Origin of the sequence: Variovorax sp. J22G73 (assembly GCF_030317035.1) — a bacterium.
Classification (GTDB): Bacteria; Pseudomonadota; Gammaproteobacteria; order Burkholderiales; family Burkholderiaceae_C; genus Variovorax.
The window spans coordinates 21016-39532 of the sequence record NZ_JASZYK010000007.1; the positions used below are offsets into that span (position 1 = coordinate 21016).

Sequence of the window (18517 nt, forward strand, 5' to 3'; positions counted from 1 at the left end):
GACGACCGCCTGGGGCGGCTATTCTGCCAGCGCACATTGCACCGGCGTGGCGCCCAGCAGGTCCACGCACACCCGCGGATCGATGCCGATCAGGTAACCGCGGCGCCCGCCGTTGAGCACGATCCGCGGCAGCGCCAGCACCGTGGCCTCCACGTACACCGGCATCTCGCGCCGCGTGCCGAAGGGCGAGGTGCCGCCCACCATGTAGCCGCTGTGGCGCTGCGCCACCTCGGGCTTGCACGGTTCGACCGACTTGGCACCGATCTGCCGCGCCAGGTTCTTGGTCGACACCGTGCGGTTGCCGTGCATCAGCACGATGAGCGGCTTGGCGTCCTGGTCCTGCATGACCAGCGTCTTGATGACCATGAACGGGTCGAGCCCCAGCATCTCGGCGCCGCGCTGGGCGCCGCCGTGCTCCATGTACTCGTACGGGTGCTCGGTGAAAGCGACCTTGTGCGCCCGCAACAGCTGGGTTGCGGGCGTTTCTGACACATGGACCTTCTTGCTCATCGAAGTACCTTCGTGCTTTGCACTGCGGCACACGCTTGCCTGGGGCGGCCCGGCGCTGCGCTCACGCCGCCGGGTCGCGGATTTCCAGGCGGATCTTGTCGATTTCCGCCAGCACTTCCGGCGACAGCGTGGTGCCGTACACGTCCAGGTCTTCTTCCAGTTGCGCCACCGAGGTCACGCCGATGATCGTGCTCGCCACCTGCCACTTGGTGTAGCAGAAGGCCAGCGCCAGCTGCGCGGGCGTCAGGCCGTTGTCACGCGCCAGCTGGTTGTAGCGGCGGGCGGCGCGCAGCGCGTCGGGCTTGCCCCAGCGCTGCTTGCGCACCGACTCGTAGCTGGAAATGCGCGCGCCCTTCGGTGCGTCGGGGCCGTCGATGCCGCTCTGGTCGTACTTGCCGGTGAGCAGGCCGAAGGCCAGCGGCGAATACGCCAGCAGCGACACGTTCAGCCGGTGCATCGTCTCGTCCAGGCCGTTTTCGTGCGCGCGGCTGATCAGGCTGTACACGTTCTGCACCGTGGCCACGCGCGGCAGGCCGTGCTGCTCGGCCAGGCGCACGAACTCGTGCACGCCGTACGGGGTTTCGTTCGACAGGCCGATGGCGCGCACCTTGCCCGCCTTCACCAGCTTGCCCAGCGCGTCGAGCTGGTCGTGGATCGGCGTCTTCGACGTTTCCTTGGCCGGGTCGTAGTACATGGCGCCGAACACCGGCACGTGGCGCTCGGGCCAGTGGATCTGGTACAGGTCGATGACGTCGGTCTTCAGGCGCTTCAGGCTGGCGTTGCACGAGGCCTCGATGTCCGCCGCCGTCATGCCGCTGCCTTCGCGCACCCAGGGCATGTTGCGCGAGGGGCCCGCCACCTTGGTGGCCACCACCAGCTTCTCGCGCGCGCCGGGGTTCTTGCTGAACCAGTTGCCGATGATGGTCTCGGTGATGCTGAAGGTTTCCTTGCGCGTGGGCACCGAGTACATCTCGGCGGTGTCGATGAAGTCGACGCCGCGCTCCAGCGAGCGGCTCAGGATGGCATGGGAGGTGGGCTCGTCCACCTGTTCGCCGAAGGTCATCGTGCCGAGGCAGATGGGTGTGACATGCAGGTCGCTTTGACCGAGTTGGATCTTTTTCATGCGCGGGATGCTACCGTCCCCGCCCGCACCCTGCTCGCGGCGGGCGCAAAACCCGAGCGACCGCGCCTTGCCGCGCCTTCCCTCGCCTCGCTTCGCTTTTTCGCCCTGCCACCTGTCCTGTGGCGGACTGCGCCGTCACGAAGGCCTCCTTATCATCGGTCGCCATGTACCAAGCCCTTCGCCCCTCCCGCAGTGAATTCGTGCCCGTGCGCAACCTCAGCTACCACGTGCGCCTCTGGGGCCAGCCCTCAGACACGCGCCCTCCCCTGGTGCTGGTGCACGGCTGGATGGACGTGGCGGCCTCCTGGCAGTTCGTGGTCGACGCCATGGCGCAGGACCGCTTCATCATCGCGCCCGACTGGCGCGGCTTCGGCCTCACCGACGGCGGCGGCGTCGACAACTACTGGCTGGCCGACTACCTGGCCGACCTCGAATGGCTGCTCGACCACTACGTGGGCGAGCCCAGCGAAGGCGAAAGCCCCCGGCAGGTCGACCTGGTCGGCCACAGCATGGGCGGCAACGTTGCCATGCACTACGCCGGCGTGCGGCCCGAGCGCATTCGCCGCCTGGTCAACCTCGAAGGCTTCGGCATGCCCGCGCGCAAGCCCGAGGAAGCGCCCGCGCGCTACGGCCAGTGGATCGACGAGCTCAAGCGCCTGCACCGCGGCGAGATGGCGCTGGCCGGCTACTCGGCGGTCGAGGGCGTGGCCCGCCGCCTGATGAAGACCAACCCGCGCCTCACGCCCGACAAGGCCAACTGGCTGGCCAGCCACTGGTCGGTGAACCACGGGCAGCCCGACGGCGCCGAGCGCTGGCAGATCCTGGGCGACGCGGCGCACAAGATCGTCAACGCCCACATCTTCCGTGTCGACGAAACGCTGGCGCTCTACGCACGCATCACCGCGCCGCTGCTGATGGTCGAGGCCTCCGACGACAGCCTGCACGGCTGGTGGAAGAACCGCTACACGCTCGAAGAATTCCACGAGCGGTTGAAGTCCGTGCCCGTGGCGCGCATCGAGCGGCTCGACGACGCGGGCCACATGCTGCACCACGACCAGCCGCAGCGCGTGGCGCAGATGATCGAAGAATTCATCGGGGAGCCGATCAGGAACACCGCGGGCTGAGTCGCATCGGGACATTGCTTCATGGCCGACCCCGACCTCTCCGACCTCGGCGCCTTCGTGGCGGTGACACGGGCGCGCGGCTTTCGCGGGGCGGCCGCGCTGCGCGGCGTGTCGCCCTCCTCGCTGAGCGAGGCCATGCGCCGGCTGGAGGCGCAACTGGGCGTGCGCCTGCTCAACCGCACCACGCGCAGCGTGACGCCCACCGAGGCCGGCCAGCGGCTGCTGGAGCGCATCGGGCCCGCGCTCGACGACATTGCCGGCGCGCTCGACACCCTCAACAGCTTTCGCGACAGCCCCACCGGCACGCTGCGGCTGAACGTGCCGATCATCGTGGCGCAGCGCGTGCTGCCGGCGCTGGCCAGCCGCTTCCTGGCGGCGCATCCGGGCATCACGCTCGAAGTGACGACCAACGACGCCTTCGTCGATGTGCTCGCCGAAGGCTTCGATGCCGGCGTTCGTTATGACGAGAGCATCGCGCGCGACATGATCGCCGTGCCGCTGGGCCCGCGCACCCAGCGCTTCGTGGCAGCCGCCGCGCCCTCTTACCTGGCAACGCACGGCACACCGAAACACCCGACCGACCTGCTGCAGCACGCCTGCATCGGCCACCGGTTTTCCAGCGGCGTGCTCGCGGCCTGGGGCTTCGTGCGCAAGGGCAAGGTCGTGAAGATCACGCCGAGCGGACCGTTGTTCGCCTCCATGCCCGACCTGGAAGTGCACGCCGCCGAATCGGGCCTGGGGCTGATCTACACCTTCGACGAATACGTGCGCCCCGGCATCGACCAGGGCAAGCTGGTGCCGGTGCTCGAGGAGTGGTGGCAGAGCTTTTCGGGCCCGTTCCTGTACTACCCGAGCCGCACGCACATGCCGGCGCCGCTGCGTGCGTTTGTCGATTTCCTGAAGCGCGAGGGTTGACGCGCTCGGTCTCTCGCGGCCCCTCCCCGACCTCTCGCGATATTCGCCCAGCGGATAACCAAGCGCGCGAATCTTCGTTCGCGCCGCCGGCACCGCACCCTAGAGTGCGCAGCTCCCCTTGCCTCCCCGGAGTTGCCCGTCATGCGCTTTTCTTCGCGCGCGCCCTTGCTGGCGCGCTGGTCCGTGCCCTTGCTGGGCGGCCTGGCCCTGAGCCTGCTTGTTCATGTGTCCGCCCAGGCGGCCGACCTGCGCGTGGGCTTCATGCCCGGCCCGTACCGCGACGCCTTCACCAACGGCATCGAACCGCAGCTGAAGAAGCTGGGCTACACCGTGAAGTACGTGGAGTTCAGCCAGGGCGTGCAGCCCAACGACGCGGTCGAGCGCGGGCAGATCGACGCCAACATCTTCCAGCACACGCTGTACCTCAACGCCACCAACAAGCAGCAGGGCTTCGACCTGGTGCCCATCGTGCACGTGCCGACGCCGCCCATGGGCCTGTACTCGCAGCGCCACAAGTCGCTGGACGCGGTGCCCGACGGCGCCACCGTCACCTTGCCGGCCGACCCGGTGAACGCGGCGCGCGCGCTCAACATCCTCGCGGCCGTGGGCTGGGTCACGCTGAAACAGGGCGTGAGCCCGCTGGCCGTGTCGGAGCGCGACGTGGTCAACAACCCCAAGCGCCTGAAGCTCGTGCCACTGGACGCCGCGCAGGCCCCGCGCTCGCTGGCCGACAGCGACATCGCCGCCGTGCAGGGCAACTTCGCCGTGGCCTCGGGCCTGAAGCTCACCGAGGCGCTGAAGCTGGAAGACATGACGCTGCCCTACGTGAACGTGGTGGCCGTCAAGCGCAGCAACGAGAACGCAAAGTTCGCCAAGGACATCGCCGCGGCCTACCAGTCGCCCGAGTTCCAGCGCTTCTTCAAGGCCAACCCGACCTGGGCCGGCTACCGCCTGCCCGACTACTTCGCCCAATGAGCGCCTCGAACCACAACCCCCACAGCCCCCACAGCCCACGCTCCCCCCGGCCCAGGCAGCTGCACCTCAACGTCAACATCCTGCACTCGGGCTTCGTGCCCTCGGCCTGGCGCCTGCCCGAGGCCGACCCCTGGGCCTTCGCCGACATCCAGCACTACATCCGCACGGCGCAGATCGCCGAGGCGGGCAAGCTCGATGCGGTGTTCCTGGCGGACAACGCGGCCATCGTCGACCAGATCCACTTTCGCCCGATCACCGCGCTGGAGCCGACCATCCTGCTGGCCTGCGTGGCCGCGGCCACGACGCACATCGGGCTGATCGCCACGGCCTCGACCAGCTACAACGAGCCCTACAACATCGCGCGGCGCTTCGCCACGCTCGACCACGTGAGCAACGGGCGCGCGGGCTGGAACGTGGTGACCACGGCCGACCTGCCCTCGGCGCGCAACTTCGGCCTGGATGCCACGCCCGACCATGCGAAGCGCTACGCGCGCGCCTCGGAGTTCACCGACATCGTGAAGGCGCTGTGGGACAGCTGGGAAGACGACGCCTTCGTCGGCGACAAGGCCAGCGGCAGCTTCATCGACGCGACCAAGGTGCACCCGATTGCGCACCGCGGCGAGCACTTCGTGGTGCAGGGCCCGCTGAACCTGCCGCGTGCGCCGCAGGGCCATCCGGTGCTGGTGCAGGCGGGTGCGTCGGCCGACGGGCGCGAGCTGGCGTCGCGCCATGCGGAGGCGGTGTTCTCGGCCTCGCAGTCGTTCGACGAATCGCTGGCGTACGCCCGCGCGCTGAAGACCCGCGCGGCCGAACTGGGCCGCGGCCCCGACGCGGTGAAGGTGCTCGCGGGCCTGACGACCATCGTCGGCAGCACGGAGGCCGAGGCGCGCCGCCGTCGCGACGAGCTGGTCGACCTGATTCCGTGGGACTACAGCCTCACGCGCATCGCCGGCACGCTGGGCATCACGCCCGACCGCCTGAAGCTCGACGAGCGCCTGCCCGAAGACCTGCCCCTGCCCGGCAATGGCAACGGCAACCACACCTTCTTCAACGCGGTGGTGGCGGCAGGCCGCACCCACGGCTACACGGTGCGCCAGCTGATTCGCGAACTCGCGGGCGGCGGCGGTCACCGCGTGATCGTCGGCACGCCCGAGCAGATCGCGGACGACATCGAACACTGGTTCAAGGCGGGTGCGGCCGATGGCTTCAACCTGATGCCCGATGCGCTGCCGCACGGGCTGCAAGACTTCGTGGACGGCGTGGTGCCGATCCTGCAGAAGCGCGGGATCTTCCGCACGGACTACGAGGGGCGCACCTTGCGCGATCACCTCGGGTTGGCGCGGCCTGGCGGACGGGTGGCGCAGCGGTTGGCTGCGTAAGTTCGGCTGTTCAGGGCGGTCGTTGATCGGCCGCAAGCCAGCAACGTGCCCAGTTGAACAGGGCGTCGGGTGCTTCCCGCAGCGAAACAAAGGAGGAAGCGAAGCCGGGGGACATTCGCGGAGGGAAGTACCCGGCGGCCTGTTCACACGCCCTGAAGAAGAGCGCGAACAGAGCGAAAAAAGGTCACTCGTCTTCGGCGTCGTTCCCGGTCAACGACAGGACTTCTTCGACAAACGCCTCGAACAAAGGCAACGCAGCAGGCAGGGCCTCGAAAGACTCCGCCTCGCCCGCGTCGAAGAAATGCGGTTTGCCAGCCGGCACCGACACCCATTCGCCGGCCTCGACCAGCAGGCCCAGGTAGCCGTCGGTCACCGGCAGGTAGAACAGGCCGGCGCTGTCGAGCACCTGCTGCCCCTTCTTCTTGCCTCGCCCCCAGCTCACGCCCTGCCCGGCCAGGTGTTCGGTGATCCAGCCGTCGCACACGTGGGTGTCGCGCCAGCTTCCTTGGGCATCGAATACGGCCAGAACGGGCATGAGGGCGTCCTTTGTCGGGAAGAAAAGGGGGAAAGGGGAAAGGGGGGCAGCGAGAAAGACTTGCTTACTGCAGGAAGCTGGGCTTGGCGTAGCCCTGGAACTTGCTGTCGACCACGGCCTTGAATTCCTTCGAGCGGTAGATCTCGCTCAGGTCCTTGGCCCACTGCGTGTTCTTGTCGGCCGTTTTCACGGCGACCACATTCAGGTAGTAGTCGGGCGTCTTCTCGAGCACCACGGCCTCGGTGAGCTTCAGGCCCGACGAGATCGCGAAGTTGCCGTTGACGATGGCGTACTCGGTGTCGCCCAGCGAGCGCGGCAGCTGCGCGGCTTCCAGCGGAATGAACTTCAGCTTCTTCGGGTTCTCGGCCACGTCCTTCTCGGTGGAGCGCAGCGGATCGATGCCCGTCTTCAGCGTGATCAGCTTGTTCTGCTCCAGCAGCACCAGCGCACGCGCCAGGTTGCTCGGGTCGTTCGGCAGCGTCACGCGGTCGCCTTCCTTGGCTTCGGCCAGGGTCTTGCGCTTGGTCGAGTACACGCCCATGGGCGCGATCGGGCCTTGCACCAGCTCGGTGATGTCCAGCTTCTGGTCGGCGGCGAACTTCTTCAGGTAGACCTGGTGCTGGAAGAAGTTGGCGTCCAGCGAACCCTGGGCCAGCGCGAGGTTGGGCTGCACGTAGTCGTTGAACTCCACAACCTTCACGGTGTAGCCCTTCTTCTCGAGCAGGGGCACGATGCCTTGCTTGAGCTGGTCGGTGTTGGAGCCGGCGGTGCCGCCGATCACCAGGTTCTTCTTGGCGGGGTCTTGCGCATGAGCCTGCAGCGAGAGGCCGCCGAGCGACAGCGCGGCCAGCGAGAGGGCAAGAACGGAACGGCGCAGGAAAACGGTCTTCATTTTTTGATTGAGCAAAAAGCTAGAGAGAAAACAGAGAACAAAAAGATCAACGCTTGTCGAGCCTGCTTGCCGTGGTGTTGCCCACGAATTGCAGGATCTGTACCAGCACCACGAGCAGCGCCACGGTGAGCACCATCACGTCGGTCTGGAAACGGTAGTAGCCGTAGCGGATGGCCAGGTCGCCGATGCCGCCGCCGCCCACCACGCCGGCCACCGCCGAGTAAGAGAGAAAGCTCACGGCCAGCACCGTCAGCGCCAGCACCAGACCCGAGCGGGCTTCCACCAGCAGCACGCGCCAGACGATCTGCAGCTCCGACGCGCCCATGGCGTGTGCCGCCTCGATCACGCCGCGCGGCACTTCGCGCAGGCACTGGTCGACCAGGCGCGCCAGGTACGGAATGGCCGCGAAAGACAGCGGCACCGCCGCGGCCAGCGGCCCGATCGAGGTGCCCGCAATCACCCGCGTGAACGGCACCAGCGCCACCAGCAGGATGATGAAAGGGAACGAGCGCACGGTGTTCACGATCCAGTTCAGCACCAGGAACGCCGGCTTGTTCTCCAGCGACTGGCCCGGCCCCAGCAGGAACAGCAGGATGCCCAGCGGCCCGCCGATGAGCACCGCGGCCGTCAGGCCGATGGCCAGCATCATGAAGGTCTGGCCCGTGGCAACCCACAGCTCGGGGAGGATGGGGGCGATGTTCTCAAACATAGGCGGGCTCCTTGGCGTTCAGGCTGGGCGCGGCGCCCAGGGCGCCGGCTGCCAGTGCTTCGCGCGCATCGCGCTCGCGGCGGCGCACCAGTTCGTCGATTTCGCGGCCCAGCGCCGTCTTGCGCTCGGCCTTGGGCGCGTCTTCGACGGCGAACTGCTCCACCAGCCGGCCCTTTTCCAGGATGGCGACGTTGCGGCACAGCACCTCGACCACCGACAGCTCGTGCGTCACGATGACGATGGTCACGCCGATCTTCTGGTTGATGTCGCGCAGCGTTTCCAGCAGCGAGCGCGTGGTTTCGGAGTCGAGCGCCGAGGTGGGCTCGTCGCACAGAAGCACCTGCGGGCGCGGCGCCAGCGCGCGGGCAATGGCCACGCGCTGCTTCTGGCCGCCGGAGAGCTGCGCGGGGTAGGTGTCGATCTTCTCGGCCAGGCCCACCAGGGCCAGGCATTCGCGCACCCGGGCGTTGATCTCGGCCTTGGAGTGGCGGCCATGGATCTTCAGCGGGAAGGCCACGTTGTCGAACACGGTGGCGTTCTGCAGCAGGTTGAACTGCTGAAAGATCATGCCGATGTTCTGGCGCGTGTCGCGCAGCTCGCGGCGCGACAGCGTGGTCAGGTCGCGCCCGCCCACCAGCACCTGGCCCGAATCGGGCCGCTCCAGCAGGTTGATGAGGCGCAGCAGCGTCGACTTGCCAGCGCCGCTCTTGCCGATCAGGCCGAACACGTCGCCCTGCTGGATCTCGAGCGACAGCGATTGCACGGCGTCGAACACCTCGCCGCTGGGCAGTGCGAATGACTTCTGCACGGATTGAAGACGGATGACGGGCGTCGCGGCGTCGCGGCCCGCATCGGGCGAAGGATGGCTCATTGGGAAGAAGCGCGCCCGGCCAGAAAGCCGAACACGAAGGTTCGCGAAAAAGGTGCCGAGTATGAAAACAAAAGCGGCAAAAGGAAACGAAGAAAAAGGAGGGTGTTTATATCGCAATGTGCATATCAAAACCCGAGGGCGGGCAATGAACGCCATATCGATATGCCTATTGGTTCGTTCCCAAAGGCGACACGCCCTGTCACATTCGCGCCTTCTTTTTTTGCTTTCCGCGTCACCATGAATACCTTTTTCCGCCGCCGTACCGCCCTTGGCGCCCTTTCCGTCACGCTGGCGGCCGCTCTTTTCTGCGGCAGCGCCGCCTTCGCGCAAGACAAGAACAGCCTGAAGGTGGGCGTCTCGGTCGGCAGCGCCGAGCAGATCTTCGAGGTGGTCAAGAAGGTTGCCGCCAAGGACGGCCTGAACATCCAGCTCGTCGTGTTCAACGACTACCAGCTGCCCAACGCCGCGCTGGCCTCCGGCGACCTGGACGCCAACGCCTTCCAGCACCAGCCCTTCCTGGACAACCAGAACAAGTCGCGCGGCTTCGACATCGTGCCCGTGGGCCTGACCATTACCGCCCCGCTGGGCTTCTACTCGCGCAAGATCAAGTCGATCGACCAGCTGCCCGACGGCGCGGCGGTCGGCATCCAGAACGACCCGTCGAACGGCAACCGCGCCCTGCTGCTGCTGCAGGCGGCCGGCCTCATCACGCTCAAGCCCGAGGCGGTGAAGAACAACACCGCCACCCCGCTGGACGTGGTGACCAACCCGAAGAAGCTCAAGCTGGTGGCGCTCGACGCCGCCCAGCTGCCGCGCTCGCTGGACGACCTGACCATTGCCGCCATCAACAACGACTACGCGGGCAAGGCCGGCCTGTCGCTGGACAAGGACGCCGTGATCAAGGAAGCCGCCAAGAGCCCGTACGCCAACATCATTGCCGTGCGTCGTGCCGACAAGGACAAGCCGTGGGCCAAGCGCCTGGTGGCGGCATACCAGTCGCCGGAGGTGAAGAGCTTCATCGAGACCCAGTTCAAGGGCTCGCTCGTTCCGGCGTTCTGAGTTCGCTCTTCAGCCTTCCCCCAGAGGGGGAAGGCGCAATACAGGGGCGCTGCCTGGCGGGTTCGCGGACCGTGAGAAAATGTCGGGTTCCGCCCGAACACCAACCCTCCACAGTCAGGACACCCCATGGACGCAGAACAAATCAACCAAATCGGCGCAATGCTCGCGGACCTGAGCGTCCGTACGGTCGATTTACGGAGGTATCTTTGACTACGATGCCAAAGCTGAACGACTGAGGACAGTCAACGCATCGCTCGAAGACCCGAACGTCTGGAACGACCCGAAGAAGGCCCAGGAACTGGGCAAGGAAAAGAAGTCGCTCGACGACGTGGTCGTCACGCTCGACCGCCTCACCAACGGCCTGTCGGATAACACCGAGCTCTTCGAAATGTCGAAGGCCGACGGCGACATGGACGGCCTGCAGGCCATTGCTGATGACGCCGCCACGCTCGAAACCGACATCAAGCAGCTCGAATTCCGCCGGATGTTCAACAACCCGGCAGACCCGCTGAACGCCTTCGTCGACATCCAGGCCGGCGCCGGCGGCACCGAGGCCTGCGACTGGGCCAGCATGCTGCTGCGCCAATACCTGAAGTACGCCGAGCGCAAGGGCTTCAAGACGCAGATCGAAGACGAAACGCCGGGCGACACTGCCGGCATCAAGGGCGCCACCATCAAGGTGGAAGGCGACTACGCCTTCGGCCTGCTGCGCACCGAAACCGGCGTGCACCGCCTGGTGCGCAAGTCGCCGTTCGACTCGTCGGGCGGGCGCCACACCAGCTTTGCCAGCATCTTCGTGTACCCGGAAATCGACGACTCGATCGAAATCGAGATCAACCCTTCCGACGTGCGCACCGACACCTTCCGCGCATCGGGCGCGGGCGGCCAGCACATCAACAAGACCGACTCGGCCGTGCGCCTCACGCACATTCCGACCGGCATCGTCGTGCAGTGCCAGGACGGCCGGAGCCAGCACAGCAACCGCGACGTGGCGTGGAAGCGCCTGCGCTCGCGCCTGTACGACTTCGAGATGCGCAAGCGCCAGGAAGAACAGCAGAAGCTCGAAGACAGCAAGACCGACGTGGGCTGGGGCCACCAGATTCGCAGCTACGTGCTGGACAACAGCCGCATCAAGGACTTGCGCACCAACGTCGAAGTCTCGGCCACCCAGAAGGTGCTCGACGGCGATCTCGACGTGTTCATCGAAGCTTCGCTGAAGCAGGGCGTGTAACCGATGACGCTGACACACGGCAAGGTCGAAGCCTTCATCTTCGACATGGACGGCACCATGATCGACTCCATGCCCTGGCATGCGCGGTCGTGGGTCGAATTCGTGGAGCGCCACGGCCTCGCGCTCGACGTGAGCGACATCCTGGCGCGCACCACGGGCCGCACCGGCGCGGAGAGCATGCGCGAGCTGTTCGAGCGCGAGCTGTCCGACGCCGAGTGCCAGGCCATGGTGCACGAGAAGGAAGAGATCTACCGCGCCCTCTTCCACGACAACTTCACCGAGGTGGCCGGCTTCACCGCCTTCGCCAAGGCCGCCGTCGCGCGCGGCCTGAAGGTGGCCGTGGGCACCGCGGGCGACAAGGGCAACATCGAGTTCGCCATGTCGCGCCTGAAGATGAGCCCGCTGCCCCTGGCCATCGTGGGCGGCGACGAAGGCTTCAGCGGCAAGCCCACGCCCGCCATCTTCCTGGAAGCCGCGCGGCGCATCGGCATCGCGCCCGAGCGCTGCATCGTCTTCGAAGACGCGCCCTTCGGCATCGAGGCCGCGCGCCGCGGCGGCATGCGCGCCGTGGCCGTGTGCAGCACCCATACCGCCGCCGAGCTTGCCGGCCCCCATGTGATTGCCGCGGTTCGCGACTACAACGAACTCGCCCACTCGAACTTTCTGGAGACACTCGATGCTGCTACGTGACGCTCAAGGGCAACCCATTGCCATCCGCCGCGAAGACTACGCCGCCCCGGCGTACTGGATCGACACCGTCGACCTCACCTTCGACCTCGACCCCGCCAAGACCCGCGTGCTCAACCGCATGCAGATGCGCCGCAACCCCGAGGTGCCGGTGCAGCCGCTGCGCCTGGACGGCGACGAGCTGAACCTGGCGCGCGTGCTGGTCAACGGCCAGGGCGCGTCCTTCCGCATGGAAGGCGACCAGCTCGTCATCGACGGCCTGCCCGACGCGTTCGAGCTCGAACTCTTCACCACCTGCTGCCCCATCAAGAACACCAAGCTGATGGGCCTGTTCGTGAGCGAAGACACCTTCTTCACGCAGTGCGAGGCCGAGGGCTTTCGCCGCATCACCTACTTCCTGGACCGCCCGGACGTGATGGCCATGTACACCGTGACGCTGCGCGCCGCCAAGGCCGCGTACCCGGTGCTGCTGTCCAACGGCAACCTGGTCGAGCAAGGCGAGCTGCCCGAGGGCCGCCACTTCGCCAAGTGGGTCGACCCGTTCAAGAAGCCCGCCTACCTGTTCGCCCTGGTGGCGGGCAAGCTGGTGGCGCGCGAGCAGCGCATCAAGGCGCGCAACGGCCGCGACCACCTGCTGCAGGTGTACGTGCGCGCCGGCGACCTAGACAAGACCGAGCACGCGATGAACTCGCTCATCAACTCCGTGCTGTGGGACGAGGCGCGCTTCGGCCTGCCGCTGGACCTGGACCGCTTCATGATCGTCGCGACCAGCGACTTCAACATGGGCGCCATGGAGAACAAGGGCCTGAACATCTTCAACACGAAGTACGTTCTGGCCAACCAGGCCACCGCCACCGACGCCGACTACAGCAACATCGAAAGCGTGGTCGGCCACGAGTACTTCCACAACTGGAGCGGCGACCGCGTGACCTGCCGCGACTGGTTCCAGCTGTCGCTGAAGGAAGGCCTCACCGTCTTCCGCGACCAGGAGTTCAGCCAGGACCTGTGCGCCGACGCCTCGGCGCGCGCCGTGAAGCGCATCGAAGACGTGCGCGTGCTGCGCACCGCCCAGTTCCCCGAAGACGCCGGCCCCATGGCCCACCCCGTGCGGCCCGACAGCTACATCGAGATCAGCAACTTCTACACCGTCACCATCTACGAGAAGGGTGCCGAGGTCGTGCGCATGATGCAGACGCTGGTCGGTCGCAAGGGCTTCGAAAAGGGCATCACCCTGTACTTCGAACGCTTCGACGGCCAGGCCGTGACCTGCGACGACTTCGCGCAGGCCATTGCCGACGCCAACCCCGAATCGGAACTGGCGCGCCTGCTGCCCCAGTTCAAGCGCTGGTACAGCCAGGCCGGCACGCCCCGACTGGCCGCGCACGGCGTGTACGACGCGCAGAACCGCAGCTACACCCTCAGCGTGGTGCAAAGCTGCCCGCCCACGCCCGGCCAACCGACCAAGGAACCCTTCGTCATTCCGCTGAACGTGGGCCTGCTCGACGCCAACGGCCGCGAGCTGCCGCTGCAGCTCGAAGGCGAAAGCGAAGTCACGCGCGGCACACGCACCCTGGTGCTTTCGCGCGCCGGCGAGCAGCTGACCTTCGTGGGCCTCGACGCCGAGCCCGTGCCTTCCATCCTGCGTGGCTTCAGCGCGCCGGTGATCCTGGACTTCGACTACACCGACGCCCAGCTGCTGACCCTGCTGGCCAACGACCCCGACCCGTTCAACCGCTGGGAAGCCGGCCAGCGCCTGGGCCTGCGCGCCGCGCTGCAGGGCATTGCCGCCCTGGCCACCGACACCACCCCGGTGCTGAACGACGCCTACATCGACGCCATGCGCAGCGTGCTGCGCAACCCGCAGCTCGACGCCGCCTTCAAGGAGCTGGTGCTCACCCTGCCCTCGGAAACCTACATCGCCGAGCAGCTCGACGTGGTCGACCCGCAGCGCGTGCACCTGGTGCGCGAAGCCATGCGCGCCCAGCTGGCCACCGCCCTCTTCAGCGACTGGCAGCAGGTGTACGAGGACAACAAGGACACCGGCGCCTACAGCCCCGACCCCACCTCGTCGGGCCGCCGTGCGCTGGCCGGCATGGCGCTGAACTTCCTGTGCCTTGCAGCGCGCGCCTCGGGCGACGTGGTGTGGCCGGGCAAGACGCTGCAGCGCTTCAAGGACGCGGGCAATATGACCGACCGCTTCAACGCGCTCAACGCCCTCGTGTCGTCGGGCCACACCCTGGCCGCGCAGGCGCTCGCGCGCTTCCACGCCATCTTCAAGGACGAGGCGCTGGTCATCGACAAGTGGTTCTCGCTGCAAGCCGGCGCCAGCGACCGCGGCGGCGACATCCTGCCGCTGGTGAAGCAGCTCATGAAGCACCCCGACTTCTCGCTGAAGAACCCCAACCGCGCGCGCAGCGTGATCTTTGCCTTCTGCAGCGCCAACCCCGGCGCCTTCCACCGGCCCGACGCGGCAGGCTATGTGTTCTGGAGCGAGCGCGTGACCGAGCTCGACGCCATCAACCCGCAAGTGGCCGCCCGCCTGGCGCGCGCCCTCGACCGCTGGAGCAAGCTGGCCGAGCCCTACCGCAGCGCCGCGCGCGAAGCCATCGCCCGCGTGGCCGCCAAGCCCGACCTGAGCAAGGACACGCACGAAGTCGTAACCCGCGCCCTGGCAGGTAACTAAGCAAGAGACTGAACAGAGAAACCATGGCTCAACAAAAGATTTCCCTCACCCGCTACCTCGTCGAACAACAGCGCGCCGGCGGCCTCATTCCGGGCCAGCTGCGCCTGCTGCTCGAAGTGGTGGCCCGCGCCTGCAAGAGCATCAGCCAGGCCGTGAACAAGGGCGCGCTGGGCGGCGTGCTGGGCACCGCCGAGAGCGAGAACGTGCAGGGCGAGATCCAGAAGAAGCTGGACATCATCGCCAACGAAGTGCTCATCGAGGCCAACGAATGGGGCGGCCACCTGGCGGCCATGGCCAGCGAGGAGATGGAAACCATCCACGTCGTGCCCAACCGCTACCCGCAGGGCGAATACCTGCTGATGTTCGACCCGCTGGACGGCAGCAGCAACATCGACGTGAACGTGAGCATCGGCACCATCTTCAGCGTGCTGAAGAAGCCCGACGACCACCCCGGCGTGCAGGAAAACGACTTCCTGCAGCCTGGCACCCAGCAGGTGGCGGCCGGCTACTGCATCTACGGCCCGCAGACCACCCTGGTGCTCACCGTGGGCAACGGCGTGGCCATGTTCACGCTCGACCGCGAGCAGGGCAGCTTCGTGCTCACGCAGGAAGACATCCAGATTCCGGCCGACACCAAGGAATTTGCCATCAACATGAGCAACATGCGCCACTGGGACGAGCCCGTGAAGCGCTACATCGACGAGTGCCTGGCCGGCAAGGAAGGCCCGCGCGGCAAGGACTTCAACATGCGCTGGATTGCCAGCATGGTGGCCGACGTGCACCGCATCCTGATGCGCGGCGGCGTGTTCATGTACCCGTGGGACAAGCGCGAGCCCGAGAAGGCCGGCAAGCTGCGCCTGATGTACGAGGCCAACCCCATGAGCTGGCTGATCGAGCAGGCCGGCGGCGCCGCCACCAACGGCAAGCAGCGCATTCTGGAGCTGCAGCCGACCAAGCTGCACGAGCGCGTGAGCGTGCTGTTGGGTTCGCGAAACGAAGTTGAGCGTTTGACGCAGTACCACGCCGAGAAGGCATAAAACTGTGGGTATAATCTGAGGCTTCGCCGGTGTAGCTCAGTCGGTAGAGCAGCTCATTCGTAATGAGAAGGTCGGGTGTTCGATTCATCTCTCCGGCACCAACAACCCAGTATCCATGCGGGTTGCAGGAGGGTTGGTGTATTTTTGGTGTAGCGCCCAGCCGGGACGATACCTCATAACCACGCTAGCCCACCTCAGTTTCCGCTGGGAAACTCAAAGCGTTGTGCATGTTTAGTGCACAAACGCGGAAGACAGCCACCGAAAGGTGGCTTTTTTCTGCCCGTCGCTTGCTGCCTCCCGCTCCGACCAGCGAAGGCCTTAGCTATTGCATTTTTCGCATGGCAATCCTTGGCGCATTCAAACCCGGGCGATCTTGTCGGTGACAGGATCGTTGGGCATGTAGCCAACGACGAAGCTCCAATTGGCATGCAGTTCCCAAAGAAATTGGCAGATGTACTTCACTGGGTCTGCGGTGTAGTTCGGGTCATATTTCATGCGGTAGACCCGTTCTGTCAGTTGCTTGAAGAGTCCATGGACTTCAACATCTTGGATCACGACGTTGTTCAAGATGTACGTGAGTTCGTCAGCCAGCAATTGCATTTCAAGCAATAGGCCGTCCACATAGTCTTGATTGGCCTCTAGCCCATTCGCCACGTCATACCAACGCTGCCTGTGGAAGTAGTCTTTGAACTTCGACTTTTCCGTTAGCTCATCGACATCCATCGTCGATAGTTGGAGGTTCCCTGCCCATGAGCAAATCTGAATCGTGTTGTGCTTGAAGTCTGCGTACCGGCGCGACAGGCTTTCCCGCAACAGTTTCCGCCGTTGACGCTCAGGGACGTGCACGACCAACAGCCAGAAAAAAACGCTGGTGAGGTAGCCTAGACACAGGTTGAATGCAATCGTGTTGGTCCATCCAAGCGCAAGCAGCAGCGGCTCGATATTAGTACCCCGAATCGGCCCGAAAACTTTTTCGCCGCTGGTCACAAACATGCCAATCAGCGCCACCATCGAAAGGACGGATAGGGCGAATCCAACCCGGTGCTTCTCCAACCACTGCAGCATTGCGTCTCCGAGATTTGTAACAGCATCGTAGCTCAGGCGAATGACTTGGCGTCAGCGTCTCTAGGCTTGAACTAATCTGGATGGAGGCCAGTAGATGGAACCAGCCCGTGAGACTTCGGCTTTCCTTGAAGGAATATGATTCGCACATACACGAACGAAGGTGACACTGTTCTCGGCAACTGCATGGGCAGCGGCACCACGGGCGTGGCTTGCATGAACACGGGTCGCCGGTTCATCGGCATGGAGCGACTGCCCGAATATTTCGAAATTGCCTGCGTGCGCATCGAGCGCGCGGTCACAGCGACCCTGCGCGCGCAACCCGACCTTATGAAGCTGGCTGAGGCTTAGGAGCAGCCAAGGCCACGGCGTCGTTGCACTTCGACGCCATGGACTGTCTAGGCCTTGCCTCTGGGCGCGTCAGTCCCTTGACATCAGGCCGCGACAGATATTGCAGCCGTCTTCGCCGTAGTCGCTGTCCTCCGACGTGGCCTTGATGATGTCGGTCATCTCGCGCCGGTCTTTGAACACGTCTTTCAATCCGCCGTTCCACTGGATGTTGCCAAGCTTGTACGCTTCAGTCACTTCCTCATCGCCACCAACTGTGTAGGTGATCTCATCGTGGCTTTCACAGGTTTCCAGGAAGCCGCTCTTGACCAACAAATCGACGGCTGCTCGTTGTTTGCCTTCGTACTCTGCCATCTCACGTTTGACAAGGCTCATCATTTGTCTCCAGGTTATTGGTGATCCGCGAACATGCGGGCGGCTGAACACATTTCAACCCCTTGTCTTTCCAAGTAAGGCTAGTGGCGGTACGGGGGTCGGATATTGGTGTAGCAGTTGCCTGCGAGCGCATCGAGCGTGCACTGGCACCTATCCCGACCGCGCAGCCAGACCTTCTGGAGTTGGCCGAAGCTTAGAAGCAGCCAAGCCCACGGCGCCGGTACATTCCGGCGCCATGGATTGGCTCACCTTCATCGTCGAGATCTTCAAGGCACTGGCCTGGCCAGCAGTCGTACTGTACGTGATCATCCACTACCGAGACAAGTTCGCAGCGCTGCTGCCAAATCTACAGAAGCTTGAGGCAGGGCCGCTGAAGGCCGAGTTCGGCGCCGAGGCTGCCAAGGTCTTAGAGGAAGCGGAGACGATCCGGATTCAAGAGGGCGTGCCGGACAACATGATCGTGCTATCAGCGGATGAAAACGGCGCTCCATTAGAGATCGACCACATCCTCCCCGAGAAGCGGCCCGAAAGAGTGAACAAGCTGTTCGCTCTTACCCAGCCGACGGCCGCAATTCTGCTCGCGTGGGACAACATCGAAACCGCGATGAAGATGGCGATTGAGAGGCATGGCGTGTACGTATCCGAGCGCCACACTCAGCATCCGCACATGTGGCTGAATGCTCTGGCTAAACAAGGGCTCGTGACTGAAGAGACTTACACGCTGGTGAACGAGCTGCGAGACCTTCGGAATCGCGTTGCTCACGTCAAGCTAGAGCCAACACCTGAGGCCGCATGGGACTACGTTCAGGCTTCAGACCGCCTCGTCCCAACGATCCTGAAACAGGCCGAGCGGTCATCGAAGTAGCTTGCATCCCGAAGGCATTTTGTCTGGTGTTCAACCGGCGATCTGAGGGTCGAAATTTGGTGCAGCAACTGGTGTAGAACGCGACGGTTTGATATGTCGATAGGTGGGGATTCACGGTTTCTGACTGAGCAGAACCT

Annotated in this window: 19 protein-coding genes and 1 tRNA gene; 12 read left to right on the forward strand and 8 right to left on the reverse strand. The window is 65.1% G+C overall.

Going from position 1 to position 18517, the window contains the following annotated elements; all coding sequences use genetic code 11:
* Positions 1–18: 18 nt before the first annotated feature.
* Positions 19–510, reverse strand: a complete 492-nt coding sequence (locus tag QTI51_RS23585) for an aminoacyl-tRNA deacylase (protein WP_116911083.1) — start codon at positions 508–510, stop codon at positions 19–21.
* A gap of 61 nt (positions 511–571) precedes the next feature.
* Complete coding sequence (locus QTI51_RS23590; RefSeq protein ID WP_116911082.1) at positions 572–1633, reverse strand: aldo/keto reductase; 1062 nt, start codon at positions 1631–1633, stop codon at positions 572–574.
* Between the two features lie 164 nt (positions 1634–1797).
* Here QTI51_RS23590 and QTI51_RS23595 point away from each other — a divergent pair, with 164 nt between their 5' ends.
* From QTI51_RS23595 to QTI51_RS23610, 4 genes are all read left to right on the forward strand, one after another.
* Positions 1798–2757 carry an alpha/beta fold hydrolase gene (locus QTI51_RS23595; RefSeq protein WP_116911081.1) on the forward strand — a complete coding sequence of 320 codons (960 nt, stop codon included), beginning with the start codon at positions 1798–1800 and terminating at the stop codon, positions 2755–2757.
* Between the two features lie 21 nt (positions 2758–2778).
* Complete coding sequence (locus QTI51_RS23600; protein ID WP_286516418.1) at positions 2779–3672, forward strand: LysR family transcriptional regulator; 894 nt, start codon at positions 2779–2781, stop codon at positions 3670–3672.
* A gap of 141 nt (positions 3673–3813) precedes the next feature.
* The gene (locus QTI51_RS23605; protein WP_116911079.1) at positions 3814–4647 is read left to right on the forward strand and encodes a MetQ/NlpA family ABC transporter substrate-binding protein; all 834 of its coding nucleotides are present in this window, start codon (positions 3814–3816) and stop codon (positions 4645–4647) included.
* A complete protein-coding gene (locus QTI51_RS23610) occupies positions 4644–6026 on the forward strand; it encodes an LLM class flavin-dependent oxidoreductase (RefSeq protein WP_116911078.1) in 1383 nt (460 codons plus the stop codon). The genes QTI51_RS23605 and QTI51_RS23610 overlap by 4 nt, the downstream gene beginning before the upstream one ends.
* A 184-nt stretch (positions 6027–6210) precedes the next feature.
* On the opposite strand, the gene QTI51_RS23615 is transcribed toward QTI51_RS23610, so the two are convergent.
* From QTI51_RS23615 to QTI51_RS23630, 4 genes are all read right to left on the reverse strand, one after another.
* A complete protein-coding gene (locus QTI51_RS23615; protein WP_116911077.1) occupies positions 6211–6561 on the reverse strand; it encodes a cupin domain-containing protein in 351 nt (116 codons plus the stop codon).
* A 64-nt stretch (positions 6562–6625) separates the two neighbouring features.
* Positions 6626–7453 (reverse strand): MetQ/NlpA family ABC transporter substrate-binding protein, encoded by an 828-nt coding sequence (locus tag QTI51_RS23620; RefSeq protein ID WP_116911076.1) that lies wholly within the window; start codon positions 7451–7453, stop codon positions 6626–6628.
* A 46-nt stretch (positions 7454–7499) separates the two neighbouring features.
* Positions 7500–8162 carry a methionine ABC transporter permease gene (locus tag QTI51_RS23625; protein WP_093135722.1) on the reverse strand — a complete coding sequence of 221 codons (663 nt, stop codon included), beginning with the start codon at positions 8160–8162 and terminating at the stop codon, positions 7500–7502.
* On the reverse strand, positions 8155–9033 hold the full coding sequence (locus tag QTI51_RS23630) for a methionine ABC transporter ATP-binding protein (protein ID WP_116911075.1): 879 nt from the start codon (positions 9031–9033) through the stop codon (positions 8155–8157). Before QTI51_RS23630 ends, QTI51_RS23625 begins: the two co-directional genes overlap by 8 nt.
* 237 nt (positions 9034–9270) lie before the next feature.
* On the opposite strand from QTI51_RS23630, the gene QTI51_RS23635 reads away from it, so the two are divergent.
* The 6 genes from QTI51_RS23635 (at position 9271) to QTI51_RS23660 (ending at position 15831) form a co-directional block, all read left to right on the forward strand.
* Positions 9271–10092, forward strand: coding sequence for a MetQ/NlpA family ABC transporter substrate-binding protein (locus QTI51_RS23635; protein ID WP_116911074.1), 822 nt, complete (start codon positions 9271–9273; stop codon positions 10090–10092).
* A 126-nt stretch (positions 10093–10218) separates the two neighbouring features.
* Positions 10219–11323, forward strand: a protein-coding gene (gene prfB, locus QTI51_RS23640; RefSeq protein WP_116911073.1) for a peptide chain release factor 2 whose coding sequence is annotated in 2 segments (ribosomal slippage) — positions 10219–10299 and positions 10301–11323 — 1104 coding nt in all. Because the reading frame shifts where the segments join, the coding sequence is not laid out codon by codon here.
* Between the two features lie 3 nt (positions 11324–11326).
* Entirely contained in the window at positions 11327–12013 is a 687-nt protein-coding gene (locus QTI51_RS23645; protein ID WP_116911072.1) for an HAD family hydrolase, read from the forward strand.
* A complete protein-coding gene (gene pepN, locus QTI51_RS23650; protein WP_116911071.1) occupies positions 12000–14693 on the forward strand; it encodes an aminopeptidase N in 2694 nt (897 codons plus the stop codon). The genes QTI51_RS23645 and pepN overlap by 14 nt, the downstream gene beginning before the upstream one ends.
* A gap of 23 nt (positions 14694–14716) precedes the next feature.
* Positions 14717–15730: a class 1 fructose-bisphosphatase gene (locus QTI51_RS23655; protein WP_116911070.1), complete on the forward strand. Its 1014-nt coding sequence runs from the start codon at positions 14717–14719 to the stop codon at positions 15728–15730.
* Positions 15731–15755: 25 nt separating this feature from the next.
* A tRNA-Thr gene (locus QTI51_RS23660) sits at positions 15756–15831 on the forward strand.
* A gap of 256 nt (positions 15832–16087) precedes the next feature.
* Here QTI51_RS23660 and QTI51_RS23665 read toward each other — a convergent pair.
* Positions 16088–16795 (reverse strand): hypothetical protein, encoded by a 708-nt coding sequence (locus tag QTI51_RS23665; protein ID WP_116911069.1) that lies wholly within the window; start codon positions 16793–16795, stop codon positions 16088–16090.
* Positions 16796–16930: 135 nt separating this feature from the next.
* Here QTI51_RS23665 and QTI51_RS23670 point away from each other — a divergent pair, with 135 nt between their 5' ends.
* Complete coding sequence (locus tag QTI51_RS23670; RefSeq protein WP_116911068.1) at positions 16931–17143, forward strand: DNA methyltransferase; 213 nt, start codon at positions 16931–16933, stop codon at positions 17141–17143.
* Positions 17144–17212: 69 nt separating this feature from the next.
* On the opposite strand, the gene QTI51_RS23675 is transcribed toward QTI51_RS23670, so the two are convergent.
* Positions 17213–17515, reverse strand: coding sequence for an Ea8.5 family phage-derived protein (locus tag QTI51_RS23675; RefSeq protein WP_132748897.1), 303 nt, complete (start codon positions 17513–17515; stop codon positions 17213–17215).
* A gap of 235 nt (positions 17516–17750) precedes the next feature.
* Between QTI51_RS23675 and QTI51_RS23680 the strand changes: the two genes are divergently transcribed.
* A complete protein-coding gene (locus QTI51_RS23680) occupies positions 17751–18380 on the forward strand; it encodes a hypothetical protein (RefSeq protein ID WP_116911066.1) in 630 nt (209 codons plus the stop codon).
* Positions 18381–18517: the final 137 nt, after the last annotated feature.

Bases quoted from the DNA above. Each gene is read 5' to 3' on its own strand.
- QTI51_RS23585 (WP_116911083.1), bottom strand. From the start codon at position 510: ATGAGCAAGAAGGTCCATGTGTCAGAAACGCCCGCAACCCAGCTGTTG.
- QTI51_RS23590 (WP_116911082.1), bottom strand. From the start codon at position 1,633: ATGAAAAAGATCCAACTCGGTCAAAGCGACCTGCATGTCACACCCATC.
- QTI51_RS23595 (WP_116911081.1), top strand. From the start codon at position 1,798: ATGTACCAAGCCCTTCGCCCCTCCCGCAGTGAATTCGTGCCCGTGCGC.
- QTI51_RS23600 (WP_286516418.1), top strand. From the start codon at position 2,779: ATGGCCGACCCCGACCTCTCCGACCTCGGCGCCTTCGTGGCGGTGACA.
- QTI51_RS23605 (WP_116911079.1), top strand. From the start codon at position 3,814: ATGCGCTTTTCTTCGCGCGCGCCCTTGCTGGCGCGCTGGTCCGTGCCC.
- QTI51_RS23610 (WP_116911078.1), top strand. From the start codon at position 4,644: ATGAGCGCCTCGAACCACAACCCCCACAGCCCCCACAGCCCACGCTCC.
- QTI51_RS23615 (WP_116911077.1), bottom strand. From the start codon at position 6,561: ATGCCCGTTCTGGCCGTATTCGATGCCCAAGGAAGCTGGCGCGACACC.
- QTI51_RS23620 (WP_116911076.1), bottom strand. From the start codon at position 7,453: ATGAAGACCGTTTTCCTGCGCCGTTCCGTTCTTGCCCTCTCGCTGGCC.
- QTI51_RS23625 (WP_093135722.1), bottom strand. From the start codon at position 8,162: ATGTTTGAGAACATCGCCCCCATCCTCCCCGAGCTGTGGGTTGCCACG.
- QTI51_RS23630 (WP_116911075.1), bottom strand. From the start codon at position 9,033: ATGAGCCATCCTTCGCCCGATGCGGGCCGCGACGCCGCGACGCCCGTC.
- QTI51_RS23635 (WP_116911074.1), top strand. From the start codon at position 9,271: ATGAATACCTTTTTCCGCCGCCGTACCGCCCTTGGCGCCCTTTCCGTC.
- QTI51_RS23645 (WP_116911072.1), top strand. From the start codon at position 11,327: ATGACGCTGACACACGGCAAGGTCGAAGCCTTCATCTTCGACATGGAC.
- pepN (WP_116911071.1), top strand. From the start codon at position 12,000: ATGCTGCTACGTGACGCTCAAGGGCAACCCATTGCCATCCGCCGCGAA.
- QTI51_RS23655 (WP_116911070.1), top strand. From the start codon at position 14,717: ATGGCTCAACAAAAGATTTCCCTCACCCGCTACCTCGTCGAACAACAG.
- QTI51_RS23665 (WP_116911069.1), bottom strand. From the start codon at position 16,795: ATGCTGCAGTGGTTGGAGAAGCACCGGGTTGGATTCGCCCTATCCGTC.
- QTI51_RS23670 (WP_116911068.1), top strand. From the start codon at position 16,931: ATGATTCGCACATACACGAACGAAGGTGACACTGTTCTCGGCAACTGC.
- QTI51_RS23675 (WP_132748897.1), bottom strand. From the start codon at position 17,515: ATGAGCCTTGTCAAACGTGAGATGGCAGAGTACGAAGGCAAACAACGA.
- QTI51_RS23680 (WP_116911066.1), top strand. From the start codon at position 17,751: ATGGATTGGCTCACCTTCATCGTCGAGATCTTCAAGGCACTGGCCTGG.